The sequence below is a fragment of the Ramlibacter sp. JJN2-2R genome, assembly GCF_057747835.1.
Genome location: NZ_CM173226.1, coordinates 3,152,532 through 3,174,902 on the forward strand (window position 1 = coordinate 3,152,532; position 22,371 = coordinate 3,174,902).

Here is a 22,371-nt window from a genome sequence, read left to right on the forward strand (position 1 = left end):
CTCAGGCCTTGGCGGGCCGCTTGGCCTTCCTGGTGGCCGGCAGCGTGCCCAGGCTGGCGAGGAAGGCCGCGTCGCCCATGGCGGCCAGGGCCTGCACGCCAGCGCGCAGCACCTCGCTCTTCCTGGTCGGGCGCCCGAGCCTGGCGGCCCGCTGCTTGAGCTCGTCCAGGGCCGCGTGTTCCGACTTGGGCATCTTGAAGCTGTCGCGGACCAGCTTCGGCTTCTTGCCGCCGTCCGCGCCGACCGCTGCGGCCGGCTGCTGCGCCGCCAGCTGCGATGCCGCGGCGACGGGCGTCTTCGCGCCCGGGTTCGCGGCCGGGGCCGCGCTGTTCTTGGTGCTCGCCATGATCCGGATTCCTTCCCTTCAACGACAACGAATCGGTTCCCGGTGCCTGTCCGCGATCGCCGGCGTCAGGCCAGCGCGAAGCCCCAGGGCGTCTTCTGCCAGGCGACGCCTTCCTCGCGCAGCAAGTGCAGCGACTGCGGGAACGCGGCCGCCCACGAGGGCGGCACGGCGACCTCGAACTGCCGGTGCGCCGCGCGCAACCGCACGCCATGCAGCTCGGGGTCGCGGCGCGCGTGGCACAGGACGACGGCCAGCCGCAGGCACAGCAGCTGGTGCACGAAGCGCACGTCGTCGAAATCGGCCTCCAGCTTGCGCAGCTTGCCGCGGTGTCCCAGCACCAGCAGGCTGAGGTGATGCAGCTCCGGCTGGGCGAAGCCCGCCGCGTCGGCGTTGTCCAGGATGTAGGCGCCGTGCTTGTGGGCGTCGCTGTGCGAGATGAGGCTGCCGATCTCGTGCAGCCGGGCCGCCCAGCGCAGGTTGCGCTCGTCCTGCCAGCGGTCCTGCGCATCCGCGCCGGCGCCGAGCTGGCCCAGCAGCTGGCACGCCACCCGGCTGACCCGCTCGGCCTGAGACGCGTCGACCGCGAACTTGCGTGCCAGCCGCTCGACCGTGTTCTCGCGCACGTCGGTGTCGGCGTGCTCGCGGTCCAGCAGGTCGAAGAGCGCGCCGTGGCGCAGCGCGCCCTGGGCCGGCCGCAGGCGCTCGATGCCCAGCAGCGCGACCACGGCGCGCAGCACGCTGACCCCGCCGCCGATGACCGGGCGGCGGTCGTCCTTCAGCGCCGCCAGCCGCACGCGCGAAGCATGGCGCGCCTGCAGCAGCTGCTCCAGCAACCAGTCCAGCGCCGCCGGCGTGATGTCGCCGTCGGTCCGCCCGGCGGCGGCCAGCACGTCGGAGACGGCGCCGATCGTTCCGGCCGATCCGTAGGCCACGTCCCAGCGGCCGGGCGAATACGAGGCCAGCGCTTCATCGAGCACGGCCTGCGCGGCGATCTGCGCGCGTTCGAACGCCTCGCGGGTGAACACACCGTCCGGGAAATAGCGCATCGACCAGGCCACGCTGCCGACGCGGTAGCTCTCGGTGACCTCGGCGTCGTAGCCGCGCCCCAGGATGAGCTCGGTCGAGCCGCCGCCGATGTCCACCACCAGCCGCCTCTCGTCGGACTGCGGCAGCAGGTGGGCCACGCCCTGGTAGATCATCCGCGCCTCTTCGCGGCCGGAGATCACGACGATGGGAAACCCCAGGATCTGGCCGGCCCGCTGCAGGAACACGTCGCGGTTGCGGGCTTCGCGAAGCGTCTGCGTGGCCACGGCGCGCACCTGCGACGCATCGAATCCGGCCAGCCGCTCGGCAAAGCGCGCCAGGCACGCCCAGCCACGCTGCATGGCCTCGGCCGTGAGGTTGCGGTCCCCGTCCAGGCCGTTGCCCTGGCGGACCGATTCCTTCAGGTATTCGACCCGCACGATCTGCCCGTGATCGAGCCGGGCGATCTCGAGCCGGAAGCTGTTGGAGCCGAGGTCGACGGCGGCGAGCAGGGTACCGTTCTTCATGCGAGGCGAGGGGTGCAGTCCAGCATAGCACCGCCACTTTCGCCGCGGTGGCCGCGGTGGCCGCGGTGGCCGCGGTGGCCGCGGTGGCCGCGGCACGCCTTGCCTACTGCACCTTCAGCCCGCGTAGCGTCGGATCCTCGTCCGGATACCGCAGGTCGAGCGCGCCGAGCGCATCGCGCATCGCCAGCGCGACCATCAGGTTGCGGTGCGTCTTGGAATCGGACGGCACGATGGTCCAGGGCGCCCAGGCCGTGGAGGTGGCGGCCACGGCCTGCGAATAGGCCTGCTGGTACGCGTCCCACTGCTTGCGCACGTCCAGGTCGCCGCGCTGGAACTTGTAGCGCTTGGTCGGGTCGTCCAGCCGCTCCTGCAGGCGCAGGCCCTGCTCCTGCCTGGAGATGTGCAGCAGGAACTTCAGCACCACCGTGCCGCTTTCGGCAAGCAGCCGCTCGAAGTCGTTGATCTGGGCGAAGCGCCGCTGCTGCTCGGCGGCGTCGATGGCGCCGGTGACCACCGGCACCAGCACGTCCTCGTAATGGCTGCGGTTGAAGGCGACGATCTCGCCCGCGCCGGGCACTTCGTGGTGGATGCGCCAGAGGAAGTCGTGCGCGCGCTCGGTTTCGGTCGGCGCCTTCCAGGCGACGGTGCGCACCCCGATCGGGCTCATGCGGCCGAACACGGTGCGCAAGGTGCCGTCCTTGCCGCTGGTGTCCAGGCCCTGCAGTACGACCAGGAGCTTGTAGCGGCGGTCGGCATACAGCAGGTTCTGCAGCCCGTCGAGTTCGAGCGCGAGGCGATCCACCTGCTCACGGTCGTCCTGCTTGTCGCCGCCGGACAGCGGCTTGGCCGCGGGATCGAACGACGCCAGCGTGAACGCAGGATCCGGCGCATCGCGTCGCCAGGGCTGCATCGCCTCCGCCAGGGACGAGGCGGGATCGCCGTTGCGTTTTTTCTTGGCCACGGCGCAGTCTAAAGGCGGGTCCCGGGGCCGGGCATGGCGATGCTGCGCATCCGGTGCTAGCGCGCCGGCCGGCGCAACTGTGCCAGCAGGGCCACGAGCTGGTCCGGATCGACCGGCTTGACCAGGTGCTGGTCGAAGCCGGCGCCCACGGCCCGCTTCATGTCCTCGATCTGGGCCCAGCCGGTGATCGCCACCAGCGTGATGTCGGGATCGGCGGCCTTGAGCTCGGTGGCCACCTCGTAGCCGTTGCGCTTGGGCATGCCGATGTCCAGCAGGGCGACGTCGGGCGCGAAGCGGCTGGCGATCTGCAGTGCCTCCTCGCCATCGCGCGCCACCCGCACGTCGTGGCCCAGCATCTCCAGCAGCACCGAGGTGGTTTCGGCCGCATCGGCGTTGTCGTCGGCCACCAGCACCTTCAGGCTGGCACCGGCCCGGGCCATGGCGGCCGCGGGCGGGTGGGGCGCCAGCCGCTGCGCGGCCGCGGGCAGCTTGACGGTGAACGTGCTCCCCCGGCCCAGTCCCTCGCTGCGTGCTTCCACGGTGCCGCCGTGCATGTGCACCAGGGCCCGAACGATGGACAGCCCGATCCCCAGGCCGCCTTGCGAGCGCTCCAGCGCCGCCGGTGCCTGGCTGAACATCTCGAACAGCCGCGGCATCATCTCGGGGCTGATCCCGATGCCGTTGTCCTCGACCACCACCACGGCCATCGCGCCTTCCCGGCGCACGGTCAGCCCGATGCGCCCGCCGCTGTCGGTGTACTTGGCGGCGTTGGTCAGCAGGTTGGTGAACGCCTGCGCCAGCCGGGCCGGGTCGGCATCGACATAGATCGGCCCGCTCAGCATGTTCAGCTCGAAATGCTGGCCCTGCTGTTCCCACTGCGGCCGGCTGCTCTCGATGGCGGTGTCCAGCACGGAGTCCAGCGTGACCCGGGACTTGTTCAGCTGGATCTTGTTGCGCGCGATGCGGCTGACGTCCAGCAGGTCGTCCAGCAGGTGCGCCATCTGCCCCACCTGCCGCTCGATGACCGAGCGGGCCCAGCTCAGTTGCATGTCGCCGCTGCCGCGCAGCTTGAGGATCTGCGCCGCGTTGCGGATCGGCGCCAGCGGGTTGCGCAGTTCGTGCGCCAGCGCGGCGATGAATTCGTCCTTGCGGCGGTCCGAGTCGCGCAGCACCTGTTCGGCCGACACCAGGTCCTCGACGTCCTTGCAGGTGCCCACCCACTCCTTGAGCCGTCCGGACGCATCGACGATCGGCGCGCCTCGGGCCTCGACGCGGCGGTAGCTCTGGGTAGGCGCATTCCACAGCCGCCCGCTGACGAAGTACACGCGCTGGCTCTGGCGGGCGGCGACCAGGGCGGCGACGAGCGGTTCGCGGTCGTCCGGATGCACGGCATCGAGCCAGCCCAGGCCTTCCTGCTCGGCCCAGCCCTGGCCGGTGTACGACGACCACGAGGGCTGGAACGTGGTGAACCGGCCGTCGTCGCTGGTGATCCAGACGATGGAGGTGAGCACCCGCATGAGCGCCCGGCAGCGCTCGGCATCGAAATCCGCCGCGCAGGAGATGTGGTCGGCCGGCGGCCCCGGCTCCGCCGCCCGCGCCGGCGGCAACGCGTCGGCGCGCTGTTCCAACGGCTCGGCGGCCGCGACCTGGGTCATTTCCTCACGGCCCATCGCCACACCCCCGCCCCGAGGGCAATGGCGTCATCGACCAGCGACGCTGCATGGCCTGTTTCTCCCTTCCCGCCGTGTCCTGGCAGCCGAGCGGCAGGGGTGGCGGGCGACCCCGAGCGCTTTCAAGCTTCAGCCACGATTGCATGTTTGGCAAAGCCCTGAATCCAGGTGGGAGAAGGTGTAAGCAGCTCTGCGGCGTGCACCTTCAGCCGCGCGGCTGTCCCAGCCGTTGGGCAGCGGCGTGGTGCGCCGCCTGTTACGCGCGGTTGCACGCCGCCGGTTGCCTCGCCAAGCCGTTTTCGCGTCGCCCAGGTGTCAGCGTGCGTCGGCTCCAAACCACACCGGGGTCTGTCCCCCCTTTGCGTTCACTTCGCCGCGCGTTAGGCTGAAATGCCGCAGTCGCAGTCGAGTCGTATGCACCGCCGCCATGTCGTTCCACCCAGCATCCCCAACACCCTGGCCATCGTGGCCGCATTCGCCGCGGTGGGCTGCCTGGCACTGGCCTTCCACCCCCCTGCCGCCCTGAAGGCATCGCGCGGCCTGCTGCTGGGCGCCGGCCTCGGCACCGGCCTGCTGGTCCTGCTGGTGTCCCTGTTCGGCCGGCAGCTGATGGGCCGGCGGTCGGAGCGCGAGCAGATCGAACCATCGCTGGAAATGTCCACGCTCACCTTCGCGCCGGCCCCGCGTGTGCGCCGCCCGCCCCTGCCGGCGGCGCACCCGTCGCGCAGCGGTCGAACGACGACGACTCCGCGGCACGATGCCGGCGAGAGCCGGTCGTCCTGAGGCGCCGGACCTGCCAGCCCGCCACCCACTGCATCGACGCCAACGATGAACCGACTCAGTGACGAGAGCCTGGCGTTGCTCCAGGCATGGGAGCAGGCGCACCGCGAGGCGACGCAGGCGGAGTACTGGGCCGCGCGCCCGGCTCGCGATGCCCACAGCACGTCGCCCGGACTGGCGCAGACGTCGGTCGAGCTGCGCGCGTCGGCGGATGCCATCTTCCTGCAGCTGCTGCAGGCGCAGGCGTTCGGCAAGCTCCTCGAGATGCCTGCCGTGGGACCCCCGGCCCCGCCGCCCTGAACGGGGGCGGATCGCCCAGCCATTCGTGCATCGGCGAAGGCCGGCGCTCGACGGTGGGGCGGGCGTATAAATGCGCCATGCTCGCCGCCCAACAGATCACCGAGCCCGGTTTCTACTGGTACCACGCCGCCGGGGGTGCGCCGCCGGTGGTCGTCGAGATCAAGCCGGCCGAGGCGCCGGAGCCGCAGCTCGAAGCACGCCTGGCCGGCGCCACCGACTGGGTCCTGCTGGCCGACCTGGGCGACGGCAGTTTCGCCGGGCCCATTCCGCCGCCGAAGCCGTGACGCGCCGGGGGCCGGCCGCGCGGCTCACCGGCACCAAAGCGCGATGCGCTGGCCGAGGTCCATCCACAGTGCCCACCCCGCCGCACCGGCGAGCAGCACGCCCGCCGCCCGCGTCCCCCAGTCCTGCCGCAGCCGGTTGCCGGCGGCCTGCAGCCGCGCGAAGAGCCAGGGCCCGAACAGCAGCCCGGTCGAACTGGCGGCGCCGAACAGCGCCATCGAGATCGCGCCCTCCATTGGTCCGCCACTGAGCGACGCCACCAGCAGCGCCGACCACAGCAGCCCGCAGGGCATGAAGATCCACAGCGCGCCGGCCGTGAACAGCCCGCCGCTCTTTTGCGCCATCGGCCGGATGCGCATCCACGCGCTGCGGCCGGCGCCGCCCACCCACGCCGGCTGGCGCGCCAGCACGACGAGCGTCAGCGCCCACAGCAGCACGGCCAGGTGGAACATCGTCCACACGGGACGCAGCGCGGCGGCCTGGGTGGTGAGCCAGGCGAAGCTTTGCACCGCGCCCGCGGCGAGGGCCCCCGCCGTCGAATAGCCCGCCAGCCGCCCGGCCTGGAACAGCCAGCGCGCGCGGCCCGGCGCGCGGCCGGCCTGCGCGAGCCCGCCGCACGCCGCGCCGCACATCGCGGCGCAATGCGGCGCGCCGGCGATGCCCATGAGCAGCGCGGTGCCGGCGAGCGTGGCGGTGATCACGCGGGCCCCGCCGTCACAGGATGCGCGAGAAGCGCGCCCGGTTGCGATCGGCCTGCAGGTAGCGGTCGAACACCATCGCCACTGCGCGCACGAAGAACCAGCCCTCGGCCGTCACCTCGATGGCCTGGTCGGTGATGGTCACCAGGCCCTGGTCGGCCAGCGCCTGCATCTGCTCCAGCTCCTGCTTGAAGTAGCTGCGGAAGTCCAGCAGCCAGGCGACCTCGATGGTCTCGAACTGCACCAGCCCCTGGCACATCAGCGCCATGATCACCGCGCGCCGCACCAGGTCGTCGCGCGTGAGCGCCAGCCCGCGCACGATCGGCAGCCGGCCCTGGTCGATCAGGTCGCAGTACTCCTCGATCGACTTGGCGTTCTGGCTGTAGGTGGCGCCCACGCGGCCGATGGCCGAGACGCCCAGCGCGATCAGGTCGCAGTCGGGCTGCGTGCTGTAGCCCTGGAAATTGCGGTGCAGGCGGCCCTGCCGCTTGGCCACGGCCAGGGCGTCGGTCGGCAGCGCGAAGTGGTCCATGCCGATGTAGGTGTAGCCGGCATCCAGGAACACACCCAGCGCCTGCGACAGCATCGTCACCTTGGCGCCGGCCATCGGCAGGTCTGCGCTCAGGATGCGGCGCTGCGGCTTGAAGCGCTCGGGCAGGTGGGCGTAGCCGTACAGGGCGATGCGGTCGGGCCGCAGTTGCGCCACCTGCTCCAGCGTGCGCGCGAACGACTGCGGCGTCTGCTTGGGCAGGCCGTAGATCAGGTCCACGTTCACCGATTCGAAGCCGATGCGGCGCGCGTCCTCCACCAGCGCGAACACCTGCTCGGCGGGCTGCACGCGGTGCACGGCCTTCTGCACGATCGGGTCGAAGTCCTGCACGCCGAACGACAGCCGGTTGAAGCCCATGGCGGCCAGCGCCTCGAGCCGGCCGGTGTCCACGGTGCGCGGGTCGACCTCGATGGAGTACTCGCCGCCCGGCGCGAGCTCGAAGGCGCGGCGCAGCATCGCCATCAGGTGGTGCAGTTCGGCGTCGGACAGGAAGGTGGGCGAGCCGCCGCCCAGGTGCAGCTGCGACACCGTGGGGCGCGTGCCCAGGTGCGCGACGTGCAGGTCGATCTCGCGCTGCAGGTACTCCAGGTACACCTGCGCCCGGTTGTGGTGCTTGGTGATGATCTTGTTGCAGGCGCAGTAGTAGCACAGCGACTCGCAGAACGGGATGTGCACGTACAGCGACAGCGGCTGCGGCACCGTGGCCTCGCGCCGCTGCGCCAGGGCGTTGGCGTAGTCGGCGGCGGTGAAGGCCTCGACGAAGCGGTCGGCCGTCGGGTACGAGGTGTACCGCGGGCCGGGCACGTCGTAGCGGCGCAGCAGGTCTTCGGAAACGGGAATGGTCATCTCGGCCTCGCTCAGGACAACAACGACGAGGTCGAGATCAACGCGCCACCAGCACGGGCACGGTGGCCTGGGCCACCACCTTGGCGGCCACGCTGCCCAGGAGCATCCGCGGCAGCCCGCTGCGGCCGTGCGAGCCGACGACGATCAGGTCGGCCCCCACCTCGCGCGCGCTGTCGACAATGCCGGCGGCGGCGGCCACGTCCTCGACGCGCCGCAGGTCCACCTGCACCCGGGGACCCTGGTCGCACAGCGCCAGCACGCGCGCGTGCGCCTGGGCCGCGTGTTCCTGCGCGGCGCCCATGTAGGCCTGGAAGCCCATGGGGTTGGCCTCGCCGATGCCCAGGTACGGATAGGGATCGACGACGTACAGCACCGTGATCCGCGCGCCCTGCTCGCGCGCCATCGCCACGGCCAGGCGGGCGGCGCCCTCGGAAGCCTCGGAACCGTCGGTGGCCAGGAGGATGTGCTTGAACACCATGATGCGTCTCTCTCGTTGTCGGTGCGCCAATGGTGGGGCCGGGGGACCGCCGGGGGGTTGACGTGGGTCAACCGGCGGCGGCGGCGCGCCGGCAGCTTGAGCCAGATCAAGCGATCCGGGCGCGCGGCTTTCCACAATGGCCGGGCTGATCCCAAGGACCTGCCATGACCCCGACCCACGACCCCGTCCGCATCCGGCAGCTCCTCGCGCGCCGCGAGGCCGAACTGCACGAGCTCCTGCGCGAGCACACCCTGGAAGCCGCCGTCGTGGGCGACGACCGCTCGGTGGCCGACTTCAAGGACATGGCCGTGGCCGAGACGCAGGCGACGGTGGACGAGGCCCAGGCCGCGGCCGCCCTGGCGGAACTGCACCAACTGCACGCCGCGCGTGGCCGCCTGGAGGACGGCACGTACGGGCTGTGCATCGAGTGCGGCGAGGAGATCGACCCGCGCCGCCTGGCCGCCCTGCCCGCGACGGCGTACTGCCAGGCCTGCCAGGGGTTGCGCGAGCAGCGGGCCGCGCGCCGCGGCTGACCGCTCCCGCGGGCTTGGTCGTGCCGGCCGCGAACCGGCACCGGGCGCCGCCCGCCACGGAACCTGGCACCGGCGGCTCCTGCCTCCGTACGGCCCCATCGCGCGCCGCGTTCCTACACGCCGCCTCTTGCGTCCCCGTACCATGGCCGGATGAGCGACACGACCGCCCCGCAGATCCGCCGCAACGCCGAGCGCGCGTGCTACGAAATCGAGGTCGACGGCCAGACCGCCGGCCGCATCGAATACTGCGAGCGTGGCAGCACGCTCGACCTGGTGCACACCGAGGTCGGCCCCCAGTTCGAAGGCCGCGGGCTGGCCGGGCAGCTGGCGAAGTTCGCCCTCGACGACGCGCGCCGGTGCGGCAACAAGGTGGTCGCCACCTGCTCGTACGTCGCCTCGTACCTGCGGCGCCACCCGGAGTACGCCGACCTCGTCGCCGGCTGAGCCGGCAGTACCGGGCGAACGCTTAAGCGCGGCTTAAGCGCACCCGCCGCACAATGGCGGCGCGATGCGCATCCTGCTGGTCGAAGACGACACCATGATCGGCGAAGCCGTGCTCGACGCCCTGCGCGCCGAGCACTACGCCGTGGACTGGGTGCGCGACGGCGCCATGGCCGACACGGCGCTGGCCACCGGCAGCTACGACCTCGTGCTGCTGGACCTGGGCCTGCCGCGGCGCGACGGCCTGGACGTGCTGCGCGCCCTGCGAGCGCGCCGGTCCGCCGTGCCCGTGCTCGTCGCCACCGCGCGCGATGCCGTCGGCGACCGCATCGCCGGCCTGGACGCCGGCGCCGACGACTACGTGGTCAAGCCCTACGACACGCACGAGTTGCTGGCGCGCATCCGCGCCCTCCTGCGCCGCAGCGCCGGCCGCGGCGAGCCGGTCTACAGCCACAAGGGCGTGACGCTGGACCCTGCCACGCGCGAGGCCACGGTCAACGGCGAGCCGGTGCGGCTGTCGGCGCGCGAGTGGGCGGTGCTCGAACCGCTGATCGCCCGACCGGGCGTGGTGCTCTCGCGGGCGCAGCTGGAGGAAAAGCTGTACGGCTGGAAGGACGAGGTGAGCAGCAATGCCGTGGAGGTCTACGTCCACGGGCTGCGCAAGAAGCTCGGCGCCGAGCTGATCCAGACCGTGCGCGGCCTGGGCTACGTGGTGCCGCGCGAATGAGCCCCGCCGCCGCCCCGCCTTCGCTGCGGCGCCAGCTGCTCTGGCTGGTGCTGGCGGCCATCGCGCTCGTGTCCGTGCTGCAGGCGGGCACCGCGTACCGATCGGCACTCACCGAGGCCGACGCGCTGTTCGACGAGCACCTGCGCGAGCTGGCCCGCTCGGTGCACCACGGCGCCGCGCCGCAGGCGCTGGACCTGCAGGTGCAGATCTGGGGGCCCGACGGCGTGCAGATCTTCCGCTCCACCGGCGCCGCCCTGCCCTCGCAGGCGCTGCTCGGCTTCTCGGACGTGCTGGTCGAGGGCACCCACTACCGCGTCTACGCGCTGCAGACGCCCGAGCACACGATCCAGGTCGCGCAGGACCGCGACGCACGCCTGGCCCGCGCCCGCGGCCTGGCGCTGCGCGCGATGCTGCCGGTGGCGCTGCTGGCGCCGCTGCTGATGGCGGCGGTGTGGTGGCTGATCACGCGCTCGCTGGAACCGGTCGAGCGGATGCGGCGGCAGGTCGCGGCGCGGCCGGCGGACGACCTGTCGGCGCTGCCCGAGTCGGGCCTGCCGGAGGAGGTATTGCCGCTCGTGCGCGAGCTCAATCTGCTGTTCGGGCGGGTGCGGCTGGCCTTCGACGCCCAGCGGCACTTCGTCGCCGACGCCGCGCACGAGCTGCGCTCGCCGCTGGCGGCGCTGAAGCTGCAGGCGCAGGCGCTGCGGCGCGGCGGCGCCGACGACGCCCAGCGCGAGGCGGCGCTGCAGCGGCTCGAATCGGGCATCGAGCGCAGCATCCGGCTGGTGAGCCAGATGCTGGTGCTGGCGCGCGCCGAGGGCGACCCGGCCGGCGCGCCCGGCCCCGTCGAACTGCAGCAGCTCGCGCGCGAGGCCGTCGCCGAAGTCCTGCCCGCGGCGCGCGAGCGGGGCATCGACGTCGGGCTGGAGACCGAGCGCGAGGCGCAGGTGCAGGGCCAGGCCGAGGCGCTGCGCATCCTGCTGCGCAACTTGCTGGAGAACGCCGTCAAGTACACGCCCGCAGGCGGCCGCGTCGACATCTCGATCGACCGTGCCGGCGGCGCCGTGCAGCTGGCCGTGGAGGACAGCGGGCCGGGCATCGCGCCGGCGGACCGGGAGCGCGTGTTCGACCGCTTCTACCGCGCCGCCGAGTCCGGCGCCCCCGGCAGCGGCCTCGGCCTGGCCATCGTCCGCACGATCGCGGCGCGGCACGGCGCGACGGTGACGCTCGGCCGGTCGCAGCGCCTGGGGGGACTGCGGGTGGACGTGCGGTTCGGGGCGTAGGGCGCCCGGGGAGCGGCGGTCACGCCGGGATCGGGCCGAGGCGCGCTGTCTGGAATGGTGGCGGATCGGCATCAGCGGCTCGGGCCGCGGTCCGGACTGGATGGCGGGTCGAGCCCGCCATGACAGGTGATGTGGCTTGACCCAAGGTGCGATGGCGGGCCGAGCCCGCCATGACAGGCGTTCGGGCTTGACCCACCGCGCAACGGCGAACCGAGCCCGCGGCCCGCCCACCCACTCCTGTCATGCCGGGCTCGACCCGGCATCCAGCAGCTGAGCCGAATCGGCATCCGCGGCCCGGATGGCGGTCGAGACTGGATGGCGGGTCAAGCCCGCCAAGACAGGCCTGCGGGCCTGACCCACCGTGCGATGGCGGGTCGGGCTTGACCCAACAGGCAACGGCGAGCCGAGCCCGCGGCCCGCCCACCCACCCCTGTCATGCCGGGCTTGACCCGGCATCCAGCGACGAGGCCCGTCAGAGCAACTGTTCGTACAGGTCCAGCCACTGTGGGTTCTGCCGTTCGATCAGCGCCAGCTTCCATGCCCGCTTCCAGTTCTTGAGCTGCTTCTCGCGTTCGATCGCCCCGGTGATCGAGGGCGTGGCTTCGAACCAGACCAGCAGGTGGGTCCCATACCGCTTGCTGAAGCCGTCGACGAGCGACTCCCTGTGCTGGTGGACGCGGCGGATCAGGTCGCTCGTGACGCCGACATACAGCGTCCCGTTGCGCCGGCTGGCCATGATGTAGACGAAGCAGTCCATGCGACATCCTCCAATGCCGCTGGGACGGTGGCATCCTGCGACGAGCGGGTGTCCGGCGTCCGGGCTGGATTGCGGGCGGTCCGGCAATCACGGACCTTCGTCCGGGTCATGCCGGCTCGAACCCAGCTCGCAGGATGGCCGACCGGACTGGATTGCGGGTCAAGCCCGCAATGACAAGCCTTCACCCCCGTCATGCCGGGCTAGACCCGGCATCCAGCAGCGCCGTCATGCCGGGCTCGACCCGGCATCCAGCAGCAAGCGGCGGATCGACCCGCGCCAGACCGCCCGGCGCGCCGGACCCCTTAAGCCTCGCCTAAGCCCCCGGGCGCACATTGCATGGCATCGCATCCCGCATTCCATCGGAGGAACCGACCATGCAACGCATCACCGCCAAGGCCGCACCGCTCGTGCTGGCGATGGCCGCCGCCGGATTCGGCGGCGCCGTGGGCAACGAGCTGCTGCTGCACCGCGCCCACGCCCAATCCACGCCCGTTGCCGCCGCTGCGGCCGCGCCTGCGCCCGTGGCGCCGGTGCCGGCGGCCAGCACGCTGCCGGACTTCGCGCGCATCACCGAGCGCTTCGGCCCCGCCGTGGTCAACATCAGCGTCAACGGCATGCGCAAGACGTCCGCCCTCGAGGTCGACCCGCAGGAGATGGCCGATCCGTTCGAGTTCTTCCGCCGCTTCCAGCAGGGCCAGGGCGGGCGCCCGCGCGAAGTGCCGGTGCGCGGGCTCGGCTCGGGCTTCATCGTCAGCCCGGACGGCCTGATCCTCACCAACGCGCATGTGGTCAAGGACGCCAGCGAGGTCACCGTGAAGCTGACCGACCGGCGCGAGTTCCGCGCCAAGGTGCTGGGCAGCGACGCCAAGACCGACGTCGCGGTGCTCAAGATCGATGCGCGCAACCTGCCCGTGGTGCAGCTGGGCGACCCGAAGGCGCTGCGCTCGGGCGAGTGGGTGGCCGCCATCGGCTCACCGTTCGGTTTCGAGAACACGGTCACCGCCGGCGTCGTGAGCGCCAAGGGCCGCAGCCTGCCCGACGAGAGCGGCGTGCCCTTCATCCAGACCGACGTGGCGGTCAATCCCGGCAACTCGGGCGGCCCGCTATTCAACGCGCGCGGCGAGGTGGTGGGCATCAACTCGCAGATCTACAGCCAGTCGGGCGGCTACCAGGGCGTGTCGTTCGCGATCCCGATCGACGTGGCCACGCGGGTGCAGCAGCAGGTCGTCTCGACCGGCAAGGTGCAGCACGCTCGGCTGGGCGTGTCGGTGCAGGAGGTGAACCAGGCGATGGCCGACGCGTTCAAGCTCGACAAGCCCGAGGGCGCGCTGGTGGCCAGCGTGCAGAAGGGCAGCCCGGCGGACAAGGCGGGCCTGCAGCCCGGCGACGTGATCCGCGCGGTGGACGGCCAGCCGGTGGTCGCCTCGGGCGACCTGCCAGCGGCGATCGGGCTGTCCAAGCCCGGCGACAAGGTGCAGCTGAAGGTGCTGCGCCAGGGCCGCGCGCTCGACGTCACGGCATCGCTGGCGTCGAGCGACGAGAAGGTCGCCGCAGCCGGCAGCAAGGACGAGGCGGCGCCGCAGGGCCGGCTGGGCCTGGCGCTGCGGCCGCTGGACCGGGATGAACAGCGCCAGGTCGGCGCGGCCGGCCTGGCGGTGGAGGACGTCACCGGCGCCGCGGCGCGGGCCGGCGTGCAGCCCGGCGACGTGCTGCTGGCCGTGAACGGCACGCCGGCCAGGAACGTCGAGCAGGTGCGCTCGGTGGTGGCCAAGTCCGACAAGTCGGTGGCCCTGCTGATCCAGCGCGGCGACGACAAGATCTTCGTGCCGGTGCGCCTCGGGTGAGCGGCAGGCGCGGCCGCGGATGCACCCGCTGCTGGATGCCGGGTCGAGCCGGCATGACAAAAGTGGGTGGGGGGCCGTGTCGCGGCAGGCCAAGCCCGAAGCCTGTCATGGCGGGCTTGACCCGCCATCCAGCTCGCACGCGGCCTACAGCGCGTCGCGCGCCGCCAGCGCCAGCAGGCGGGCCACGTGGTCCGGGTCCACGGGCTTGACCAGGTGGTGGTCGAAGCCGGCATCGGCGGCGCGGCGCAGGTCTTCCTTGCGGCACCAGCCGGTGGTGGCGATCAGCACGGCGTCGGGCAGCAGCTCGCGGATGCGGCGCGCGGCTTCGTAGCCGTCCACGCGCGGCATGCCGATGTCCAGCAGCACCACGCGCGGATGGAAGGCCTCGGCCAGTTCCACCGCTTCCTGGCCGTCGCCGGCGACGCGCACGTCGTGCCCGAGCATCTGCAGCACCACCGCCAGCGTCTGCGCCGCATCGTGGTTGTCGTCGGCCAGCAGCACCCGCACGGTGCCGGACCCGCTGGGCCGCGCCTCGGGCCGCGGGGTGGGCATCACCTCCTGCTGCAGCAGGGGCAGGCGCACGACGAGTTCGGTGCCCCGGCCCACGCCTTCGGAGAACGCCTCCACCGAGCCGCCGTGCATGTCCACCAGCCCGCGCACCACCGCCAGCCCGATGCCCAGGCCGCCCTGGGCGCGCTCGCGGGCCGGCACGGCCTGCGCGTACAGGCGGAACAGGTTGGGCAGCGTCGCGGGATCGATGCCGATGCCGTTGTCGCGCACGCGCACGACGGCATGGCCCTCGTGCGCCTCGGTCGTGAGCGTCACCTCGCCGCCGCGATCGGTGTACTTGGCCGCGTTGTTCAGCAGGTTGGCGAACACCTGCGCCAGCCGCGGCATGTCGCCTTCGACCAGCAGCGGGCGCGCGGCGAGCGCCACCACGAAGCGGTGGCCATGCGCGTCCAGCAGCGGCCGGCTGGTCTCGATGGCGCGCTCGATCACCTGGTGCAGGTCGAAGTGGTCGCGGCGCACCTCCAGCTTGCCGCGCGCGATGCGCGTGAGGTCCAGCAGGTCGTCCAGCAGCCGCGCCATCTGGTCGACCTGCCGCTCGATGATGTCGTGCGCCCACGCCGCGCGGCTGTCGTCGGGCTCGCACGCCTTGAGCACGTGGACCGCGTTGCGGATCGGCGCGAGCGGGTTGCGCAGCTCGTGCGCGAGCACGCCCATGAACTCGTCCTTGCGCCGGTCGGCGATGCGCAGGGCCTGCTCGGCGTTCTTGCGTTCCTGGATGTCGATGCAGGTGCCGACCCAGCCGCGCACCTGCAGGTCGTGGTCGACGTCGGGCACCGCGCGCAACTCGAAATGGCGCCACGACTGGCTGGGCGCATGCCACATCCGAGCCTCGGCCACATACAGGCTGCGGTCTTCCCGCGCCTGCGACAGGCCGCGCCACAGCGCGTCCAGGTCATCCGGGTGGATGGCGCGCTGCCAGCCCAGCCCGCGGTGGACCTCCCACGGCTGGCCGGTGTAGGCCGACCAGGTGGGCTGCGGCTGGGCGAAATGGCCCTCGGCATCGGTGACCCACACCACGTGCCACTGCCCACGCGTGCGCGTGTCGTACCGCGATTGCGAGCCCGTCTCGGCGACGTCCATGCTGCCTCCGCTGACAGTGGATGAATGCTGTGCCAGACCAATATAGGTGGCTCGGCCGCACCGCAGCAAGATACTTTCGGGCTATCTGCATGAGATTTGCGGATTTGTCACACCTGAGCTGCGCGGGCCCGGGCGTGACGGGCGCGCTCAGTTGGGGCGGCGGTTCGGGTCGAACAGGCGTCCGAAGCCCGCCGACGTGGGGTCGCAACCGCCCACGCGCGCGATGTCCCAGAAGCCGGCGGGGGAGCTGGCGGTCACCGGCAGGCCCAGCGTGTCCTCCAGTTGGCGGATGGCGTCGAGCGTGAGCAGGCCGCCGCAGGAGATGAAGATGCCTTGCGCGGACCGGTCCTGCTCGTAGACCTGGCGGGACAGGTCGACCAGCGCCTGGGTGGGCACCTGGCCCACCGCCTCGACACCGGTGATCGACATGCCGCGGATGGCGGTCACCGTGAAGCCGGCACCCGAGAGATAGTCGACCAGCCGGTCGTTGAGCTCGTCGATGTACGAGGTGGCGACGGCCACGCGCTGGATGCCCAGTTCGCGCAGTGCCGCGACGATGGCATGGCTCATGGTGGTGCACGGCAGCCCGGTGGCCTCGGCCATCGCCGCGCGCAGCGACTCGGTGAACGCCGCGCCGCGATAGAAGCTGATCGACGTGCCCATCAGCGAGACGGCCTGCGCGCCAGCGTCGCGCAGCTCGCGCGCGCGGTCGAGCACGGTGTCCACCACCGGATCGAAGCCGCCCGGCGACACCGAGCCGATGCCGAGCCCGCGCGCGATGAAGCGGATGCGCTCGCCGTAGAGCATGGGGCCGTCCTGCGGCACCTGGCCATGGCCGGGCGGGACGATGAGGCCGAGGCAGGGGACGGGGCGGCTCATTCGACGCTGACCTTCTGCTGCTTGATGATGCGCGCCCAGTCGGCCGACTCGCGCGCCATCTCGGCCGCCAGCGCCGCCGGCGGCAGGTACGACGGGACCGCGCCCTGCTGCGCCGCCGCCTGCGCCAGATCGGCGCTGCCCAGCACGGTGCGGATGGCCTCGTTGAGTTGCTGCACGACCGGCGCGGGCGTGCCCGCCGGCGCCAGCACGAAGATGCGCGGCGCGACATCGAAGCCGGGGAGCGCGTCGGCCAGCGGCAGGACGTTCTCGGCGCCGGGCAGCCTGGCCCTGCTCATCATCGCGATCGCCTTCAGCCGGCCGGCGCGCGCCTGCGCCAGGCCCGCGGCCGCGCTGACCACGCCGAACGGCACCTGGCCGCTGATGACGTCGGGGACGATCTGCGCCGCGCCCCGGTACGGGATGTGCACGATGAAGGTGCCGGTGCGGGCCTTGAGGATTTCCATCCCGAGGTGGTGCACGGTGCCGACGCCCGAGGTCGCGTACGAATACCGGCCCGGATGCGCCTTCAGCAGCGCCACCATCTCCTTCGGGTTCGAGGCCGGCACGGCATTGCCGGCGACGATCATCAGCGGCGCCTGGAAGGCGCCCGCCACGGGGGTGAAGGACGCGAGCGGGTCGAACGGCAGCCTGGTGCCCAGGTGCGGCGCGATCAGCATCGCGGTCTCGCCGACCAGCAGCGTCGAACCGTCGGGCGCCGCCTTCGCCACGGCGTCGGCCGCGATGGCCCCGGTGGCGCCCGCGCGGTTCTCCACGATGACCTGCTGGCCCAGCAGGGCCGGCAGCCGCGACGACAGCATCCGGGCCATCGCGTCCACGCCGCCGCCGGCGGCATAGCCCACCATCAGGCGCACGGGCCGGTTCGGCAGCGCGCCGGCGGGTTGTGATCGCGCCCAGGGCGCGGCGGCCGCCAGGGCGGCGCCGAGCAGGCCGCGGCGGCGCAGGGCATGGGGATGCTGTGGCACGGAGGTCTCCTTCATGGTTGTGATGATGCGCGGGGCGTCAGGCCTTGCCCGCGCCGCGCGAACCGGGGCGCCTGGCGAGTTCGGCGATGCGCTCGCGGTTGGGCGTGAAGCCCAGGCCGGGCGCCGCCGGCAGCGCCAGCTGGCCCGCCGTCGGCTCGGGCAGGCCGTCGAACACCAGCTTGCAGCATTCGACCGCCACCGAGTGGTATTCCACCAGCGTGCCGTTGGCCAGGCCCGCATGCAGGTGCATGTTGTGGTGCGGCCAGGCGCCGCCGTTGGCGAACTGGGCGCCGAACGCGGCCGCCATGCCGGCGATGCGCTGGCATTGCGTGAAGCCGCCGGTGATGCAGGCATTGGGCTGCACCACGTCGATGGCCTGGGCGGTGAGCAGGTCGCGGAAGCGGCTGGCCAGGCCTTCGTTCTGCCCCGCCGCGAGCGGGATGCGCGTCTTGGCGCGCAGCTTGGCGAGGTTGGCCACGTCGTTGCCGGCCACGGGCTCCTCGAAGAAGCTGATGCCCAGCGGCTCCAGCCGCTCGGCCAGCCAGAGGGCATGCACGTAGTCCAGGCCGCAGTTGGCGTCGATGAAGATCTGCACGTCGGGGCCGACCGCATCGCGCACGGCGCGCACGCGGTGCACGTCCTCGGCCACGACGTCGGCCAGCGGCCGCGGCTCGTCGCGGCGGGCCAGCGCGTGGTGGCCCACGGTCATCTTCAGCCGGCGGAACCCGCGGTCGACCCAGCTGCGCGCCGCGGCCGAGAGTTCGTCGCGGTCGAAGAAGTTGAAGCCGAAGGTGGCGTACACCGGCACCTGCTCCCGCGCGCCGCCCAGCAGGCGCCAGCACGGCTGCCCGAGCAGCTGGCCCTTGAGGTCCCACAGCGCGAGGTCCACCGCGGCGATGGCGTGGCTGGCGTAGCCGGACTGGCCGCGCGGCGTGAGCAGCCAGTAGAGGCGGTCCCAGACCTGCTCGTGCCGCATCGCGTCCAGTCCCACCAGGTTCGGCGCGACGATCTCGTTGACGATGCTGCCGATCACCTCCTCTTCGGTGATCGCCGTCATGCCGGTGCCGGTGCGGCCGTCCTCAAGCGTCACGTCGACCAGGCACAGCGACAGTAAGGTGGACTTGGTCCTGCCCCCCGCCCCCACCGTCACCGGCAGGTTGAGCGGCGTGGCGCGGACGGAGGCGATCCTGGCGGGCGTGGGACTGGCGGTCTCGTGCATCGGCCCATGATACGGGCGCGCACGGGCGGCCTACGGCGCGGGTGCGGCGTCGCGGGAGGTCAGCGCGTGCATCACGTCGCGCAGGAACTCCGCCGCGACCGGCTTGGTGAGATGCAGGTCGAAGCCGGCTTCGTAGGCGGTGCGCTGGTCGTCGGGCTGGCCGAAGCCGCTGATGGCCACCAGGCGCGGCTGCGAGGGCAGCTGCAGCGCGCGCAGGCGCCGCGCCACCTCGTAGCCGTCGATGTCGGGCAGGCCGATGTCCACCAGCGCCACGTCGGGCGGCCAGGCAGCCGCCAGCGCCAGCGCGTCGGCGCCGTTGGCGGCCGAGCGCACGGTGTGGCCTTCCAGGGCCAGCACCATCTCCATCACCTGGCGGCCGTCCTCGTTGTCCTCCACCAGCAGCACGCGGCGTCCCGGGACGCTGGCCGCCTCGGTGGCGCCCTGCACCTCGCCGCCGTCGGCGGCCGCACCGGCGGCCAGCGGCAGCCGCACCGTGAGGCAGGCCCCGTGCCCGCGGCCCGCGCTGGCCGCGGTGACCGTGCCGTGCTGCAGTTCGACCAGGCGCCGCACCAGCGCCAGTCCCAGGCCGATGCCGCCCTGCGGCCGGTCGAAGCCCTGCTCGCCCTGCACGAACAGGTCGAAGATGTGCGGCAGGTCCTGGGCGGCGATGCCCTCGCCGCGGTCCTGCACCTCCAGCAGCGCCTGGTCGCCGTGCGCATGCACCCGCACCTCGATCGGACCCTGGCCGTGCGAGAACTTGTGGGCGTTGTCCAGCAGGTTGGAGAGCACCTGCTCCAGCCGGGCGCGGTCGCCCTCAACCCAGGCCGGCGTCGCCTCCAGCCGCACGCGGTCGGCGCGGCTGCGGCCGGCGTGCTGCCAGGTCTGCACGGTGCGCTCGGCGAGGGCGGCGAGGTCCAGCCGTTCGAGGTGCAGCGTCACCTTGCCCATCGCCAGGCGGCTGACGTCCATCAGGTCCTCGACCAGCCGCGTCATCTGCCGCGCCTGCCGGTCGATCACGTCGTGCGCCTTCACCGCCGCGGTGGCGCCCGGCTTGGACAGCCGCAGCACGTGCGCGGAGGCCGTGATGGCCGACAGCGGATTGCGCAGTTCGTGCCCGAGCATCGCCAGGAATTCGTCCTTGGCCTTGTCGGCCGCGCGCAGGGCCTCCTGCTCGCGTTGGCGCAGGGCCTCGCGCTCGGCCAGGGCGCGGTCGGCCTCCTCCAGCGCGGCGGCGACCTCGTGGACCTCGGCCACGGAACTGTTCGAGCGGGCGTGGGCGATCTGCGGCGCGATCGGCTCCTGCCCGAGCCGGCGGGCCGCGCCCGCCAGCCGCGCGATCGGCGTGGCGAGCCGCCGGCCCATCCAGGCCGCGATGCCCAGGGTCGCGAGCAGCGACAGCAGGGCGCCCGTGCCGAGCAGCGCGGCTGCCCGCCAGGCGGCGCCGGACACTTCGTCGCTCGGAATCGCCACGCCGGCGGCCCACCCGGTCATCACGGAGGTGCGGTAGGCCGTGTAGGTGTCGCGCCCCTCCAGCGTCCGGCCCCGGAACCAGCCCTCGGGGGCCGAGCGGCTGTGGCGCTCGAAGTCCGGCGACATACGCTGGCCGCGGGACGCGTCGGGCACGCGGACGATGAACACGCCGGCGCGATCCGTGAGCCCGTACGCCCAGCTGGAGGGATAGCCCAGCTGCCGCATCAGGGGCGCGAACGACTGCGGCTCCAGGATGAACTGCAACACCCGCAGTTCGCCGGCCGATCGCACCCGGATGCGCACCGGAATCCCGAGCAGCCCCGACACCGGACCGGGTCGCACGTTGCCGATCACCGGCGCGCTGGACGCCAGCGCGCGCTGGACGTCGGTCATTTCGTCCCCCGGGGCCTGCGCCTTGGCGGCGCCGTACGGGAAACGCAGGTTGACCAGGTGCCGGCCCTGCGGATCGAGCAGCATGACGTTCAGCCAGCCATCCTGCGAGGCCAGCACCCGCCGGGCCTCTTCGTCGAAGGTGCGCAGGTCGCCGCGCTGCAGCGCGGCCGATGCCGCCAAGGCGCGCAGCGAGGACACGTGCCCGTCCAGCTGTTCCTCCAGCGCGGTGACGAACATGCGGTTGCGGTCGAGCGCGGTTTCGCGGAAGTTGGTCCGCTCGTGGTCGAGCAGGATCCATCCCAGCGCCCACGCGAGCACGAGCACCGGCACCACGCTGCCCAGCGCGAGCAGGAGCAACCGGGAGCGCAGGGGGGCCAGCTGAGCCATGCGCGAGTGTAGACGGGCCTCCGTCGGGGCGGCCCGCGATCCGCAGCGCCGTGCGGATGGGTTGGATGGACGCTACGCCGGCGCCGGCGCCGGCGCCTCGCGCGCCTTGGACCGGGTCGTCCGGGTCGTGGACTTGGCCGGCGACTTGACCGGGGACCTGGACCTGGACTTGGACTTGGCCCGGGCGGAAGCCGGACGGGTGTCCTTCAGCGCCACCAGGCTGTCGGCCAGGCGCCCTTCGAGCGTGCGCTCGAGCCGCACCTGCAGCAGCGTGAGGACGGCCGCCTCCTCGGGCCGCAGCGCGGCGGCATCCTCGAGTTCGCTCTCGACCTGCTGGCCGATCTCGAGCAGCAGTTCGCCCTCGGCGTAGGCCTGCAGCACCTCGGGGTGCACGTAGCACTTGCGGCAGATGGTGGGGGTGTTGCCCAGCCGCGCGGCCACCCGCTCGATGGCGGCCTTGACGTTGCGCTTCGCAGCCGCCTGCGTCTCGGCCTTCTCCACCTCCTGCAGCGCCAGCGCCGCCATCACGGTGCCGGCCCAGGTGCGGAAGTCCTTGGCGGTGACGTCGCGGCCGGTGATCTCGCGCAGGTAGGCGTTGACGTCGGCCGAGGTCACCTCGCGCAGCTCGCCGGCCTCGTCCGTGTACTGGAACAGGCGCTGGCCCGGCAACTCCTGGCAGGCCCGCACGACCTTGGCGACGCGGCGGTTCTCCAGCTGCAGCTTCCAGGTCTTGCCACTCTTGCCCTTGAACTGGAAGCGCAGCTGCGCGCCGTCCACCGCCACGTGCCGGTTGCGCAGCGTGGTGAGCCCGTAGCTCTTGTTCTGCTTCGCGTAGTCGTCGTTGCCGACCCGGATCAGCGTCGTCTCGAGCAGGTGCACCACCGTGGCCAGCACCTTCTCGCGCGGCAGCCCGCGCAGCGCCATGTGGGCGGCCAGCGCGCGCCGGATGTCCGGCAGGGCGCGAGCGAACTCCATCATGTGCTCGTACTTGGTTTCCTCGCGCACCTCGCGAAAGCGCGGGTGGTAGCGGTACTGCTTGCGGCCTTTCGCGTCGCGCCCCGTGGCCTGCAGGTGGCCGTCGGCGCGAGGGCAGATCCACACATCGGTCCAGGCCGGCGGAATGGCGAGCTTGCGGATGCGCTCGAGCGTGCGCTCGTCGGCCACCGGCGAGCCGTCGGGCTTGCGGTAGGCGAAGCCCTCGCCCTGCGCCACGCGCGTGTGGCCCGGCTGCTCGTTCGACACGTAGCGCAGCCCGGCGGAACGGGCAGCCTCTTCCGGGTCGTCGCCCGCCGCGGTGTCGTCGGTGTCCTCTCGCATGCGGCCATGCTGCGCGCGCGCAGGTTG

22 protein-coding genes are annotated in these 22,371 nt (G+C 72.5%); 8 read left to right on the forward strand and 14 right to left on the reverse strand.

What is annotated here, in order from left to right; genetic code table 11:
- Position 1: 1 nt before the first annotated feature.
- The 4 genes from AC3ANR_RS15245 to AC3ANR_RS15260 form a co-directional block, all read right to left on the reverse strand.
- Positions 2–346 (reverse strand): hypothetical protein, encoded by a 345-nt coding sequence (locus AC3ANR_RS15245; RefSeq protein ID WP_488288955.1) that lies wholly within the window; start codon positions 344–346, stop codon positions 2–4.
- Between the two features lie 65 nt (positions 347–411).
- Positions 412–1,896 carry a Ppx/GppA phosphatase family protein gene (locus tag AC3ANR_RS15250; protein ID WP_488288956.1) on the reverse strand — a complete coding sequence of 495 codons (1,485 nt, stop codon included), beginning with the start codon at positions 1,894–1,896 and terminating at the stop codon, positions 412–414.
- Positions 1,897–1,999: 103 nt separating this feature from the next.
- Positions 2,000–2,806, reverse strand: a complete 807-nt coding sequence (locus tag AC3ANR_RS15255) for a PPK2 family polyphosphate kinase (protein ID WP_488291823.1) — start codon at positions 2,804–2,806, stop codon at positions 2,000–2,002.
- 107 nt (positions 2,807–2,913) lie between these two features.
- Entirely contained in the window at positions 2,914–4,512 is a 1,599-nt protein-coding gene (locus AC3ANR_RS15260) for a hybrid sensor histidine kinase/response regulator (RefSeq protein ID WP_488288957.1), read from the reverse strand.
- A gap of 429 nt (positions 4,513–4,941) precedes the next feature.
- Here AC3ANR_RS15260 and AC3ANR_RS15265 point away from each other — a divergent pair, with 429 nt between their 5' ends.
- From AC3ANR_RS15265 to AC3ANR_RS15275, 3 genes are all read left to right on the forward strand, one after another.
- Complete coding sequence (locus AC3ANR_RS15265; RefSeq protein ID WP_488288958.1) at positions 4,942–5,310, forward strand: hypothetical protein; 369 nt, start codon at positions 4,942–4,944, stop codon at positions 5,308–5,310.
- A 45-nt stretch (positions 5,311–5,355) separates the two neighbouring features.
- Positions 5,356–5,607 carry a hypothetical protein gene (locus tag AC3ANR_RS15270; RefSeq protein ID WP_488288959.1) on the forward strand — a complete coding sequence of 84 codons (252 nt, stop codon included), beginning with the start codon at positions 5,356–5,358 and terminating at the stop codon, positions 5,605–5,607.
- Between the two features lie 77 nt (positions 5,608–5,684).
- Positions 5,685–5,891 (forward strand): hypothetical protein, encoded by a 207-nt coding sequence (locus AC3ANR_RS15275; RefSeq protein ID WP_488288960.1) that lies wholly within the window; start codon positions 5,685–5,687, stop codon positions 5,889–5,891.
- A gap of 24 nt (positions 5,892–5,915) precedes the next feature.
- Here the strand turns inward: AC3ANR_RS15275 and AC3ANR_RS15280 are convergent, their stop codons facing one another.
- From AC3ANR_RS15280 to AC3ANR_RS15290, 3 genes are read right to left on the reverse strand one after another with little or no spacing between them, the layout of a single operon-like run.
- Positions 5,916–6,587 carry a sulfite exporter TauE/SafE family protein gene (locus AC3ANR_RS15280; RefSeq protein ID WP_488291824.1) on the reverse strand — a complete coding sequence of 224 codons (672 nt, stop codon included), beginning with the start codon at positions 6,585–6,587 and terminating at the stop codon, positions 5,916–5,918.
- Positions 6,588–6,603: 16 nt separating this feature from the next.
- Positions 6,604–7,983: an oxygen-independent coproporphyrinogen III oxidase gene (gene hemN / locus AC3ANR_RS15285; protein ID WP_488288961.1), complete on the reverse strand. Its 1,380-nt coding sequence runs from the start codon at positions 7,981–7,983 to the stop codon at positions 6,604–6,606.
- 37 nt (positions 7,984–8,020) lie between these two features.
- The gene (locus AC3ANR_RS15290; protein WP_488288962.1) at positions 8,021–8,461 is read right to left on the reverse strand and encodes a universal stress protein; all 441 of its coding nucleotides are present in this window, start codon (positions 8,459–8,461) and stop codon (positions 8,021–8,023) included.
- Positions 8,462–8,625: 164 nt separating this feature from the next.
- On the opposite strand from AC3ANR_RS15290, the gene AC3ANR_RS15295 reads away from it, so the two are divergent.
- From AC3ANR_RS15295 to AC3ANR_RS15310, 4 genes are all read left to right on the forward strand, one after another.
- Positions 8,626–8,994, forward strand: coding sequence for a TraR/DksA family transcriptional regulator (locus AC3ANR_RS15295; RefSeq protein WP_488288963.1), 369 nt, complete (start codon positions 8,626–8,628; stop codon positions 8,992–8,994).
- Between the two features lie 150 nt (positions 8,995–9,144).
- Positions 9,145–9,438: a GNAT family N-acetyltransferase gene (locus AC3ANR_RS15300; protein WP_488288964.1), complete on the forward strand. Its 294-nt coding sequence runs from the start codon at positions 9,145–9,147 to the stop codon at positions 9,436–9,438.
- A 64-nt stretch (positions 9,439–9,502) separates the two neighbouring features.
- On the forward strand, positions 9,503–10,162 hold the full coding sequence (locus AC3ANR_RS15305; protein WP_488288965.1) for a response regulator: 660 nt from the start codon (positions 9,503–9,505) through the stop codon (positions 10,160–10,162).
- A complete protein-coding gene (locus AC3ANR_RS15310; RefSeq protein WP_488288966.1) occupies positions 10,159–11,445 on the forward strand; it encodes an ATP-binding protein in 1,287 nt (428 codons plus the stop codon). The genes AC3ANR_RS15305 and AC3ANR_RS15310 overlap by 4 nt, the downstream gene beginning before the upstream one ends.
- Before the next feature lie 472 nt (positions 11,446–11,917).
- On the opposite strand, the gene AC3ANR_RS15315 is transcribed toward AC3ANR_RS15310, so the two are convergent.
- Positions 11,918–12,202, reverse strand: a complete 285-nt coding sequence (locus AC3ANR_RS15315; RefSeq protein ID WP_488288967.1) for a GIY-YIG nuclease family protein — start codon at positions 12,200–12,202, stop codon at positions 11,918–11,920.
- Between the two features lie 374 nt (positions 12,203–12,576).
- Here AC3ANR_RS15315 and AC3ANR_RS15320 point away from each other — a divergent pair, with 374 nt between their 5' ends.
- Complete coding sequence (locus tag AC3ANR_RS15320; RefSeq protein WP_488288968.1) at positions 12,577–14,046, forward strand: DegQ family serine endoprotease; 1,470 nt, start codon at positions 12,577–12,579, stop codon at positions 14,044–14,046.
- A 144-nt stretch (positions 14,047–14,190) separates the two neighbouring features.
- Here AC3ANR_RS15320 and AC3ANR_RS15325 read toward each other — a convergent pair whose 3' ends face one another.
- From AC3ANR_RS15325 to AC3ANR_RS15350, 6 genes are all read right to left on the reverse strand, one after another.
- Positions 14,191–15,696, reverse strand: a complete 1,506-nt coding sequence (locus tag AC3ANR_RS15325; RefSeq protein WP_488288969.1) for a hybrid sensor histidine kinase/response regulator — start codon at positions 15,694–15,696, stop codon at positions 14,191–14,193.
- A 147-nt stretch (positions 15,697–15,843) separates the two neighbouring features.
- A complete protein-coding gene (locus tag AC3ANR_RS15330; RefSeq protein WP_488288970.1) occupies positions 15,844–16,575 on the reverse strand; it encodes an arylmalonate decarboxylase in 732 nt (243 codons plus the stop codon).
- Positions 16,572–17,558, reverse strand: a complete 987-nt coding sequence (locus tag AC3ANR_RS15335; protein ID WP_488288971.1) for a Bug family tripartite tricarboxylate transporter substrate binding protein — start codon at positions 17,556–17,558, stop codon at positions 16,572–16,574. Before AC3ANR_RS15335 ends, AC3ANR_RS15330 begins: the two co-directional genes overlap by 4 nt.
- 37 nt (positions 17,559–17,595) lie before the next feature.
- Positions 17,596–18,777 carry a mandelate racemase/muconate lactonizing enzyme family protein gene (locus AC3ANR_RS15340; protein WP_488288972.1) on the reverse strand — a complete coding sequence of 394 codons (1,182 nt, stop codon included), beginning with the start codon at positions 18,775–18,777 and terminating at the stop codon, positions 17,596–17,598.
- Positions 18,778–18,807: 30 nt separating this feature from the next.
- Positions 18,808–21,027 carry an ATP-binding protein gene (locus tag AC3ANR_RS15345; protein ID WP_488288973.1) on the reverse strand — a complete coding sequence of 740 codons (2,220 nt, stop codon included), beginning with the start codon at positions 21,025–21,027 and terminating at the stop codon, positions 18,808–18,810.
- A 72-nt stretch (positions 21,028–21,099) separates the two neighbouring features.
- Positions 21,100–22,344 carry a DNA topoisomerase IB gene (locus AC3ANR_RS15350; protein WP_488288974.1) on the reverse strand — a complete coding sequence of 415 codons (1,245 nt, stop codon included), beginning with the start codon at positions 22,342–22,344 and terminating at the stop codon, positions 21,100–21,102.
- Positions 22,345–22,371 lie beyond the last annotated feature (27 nt).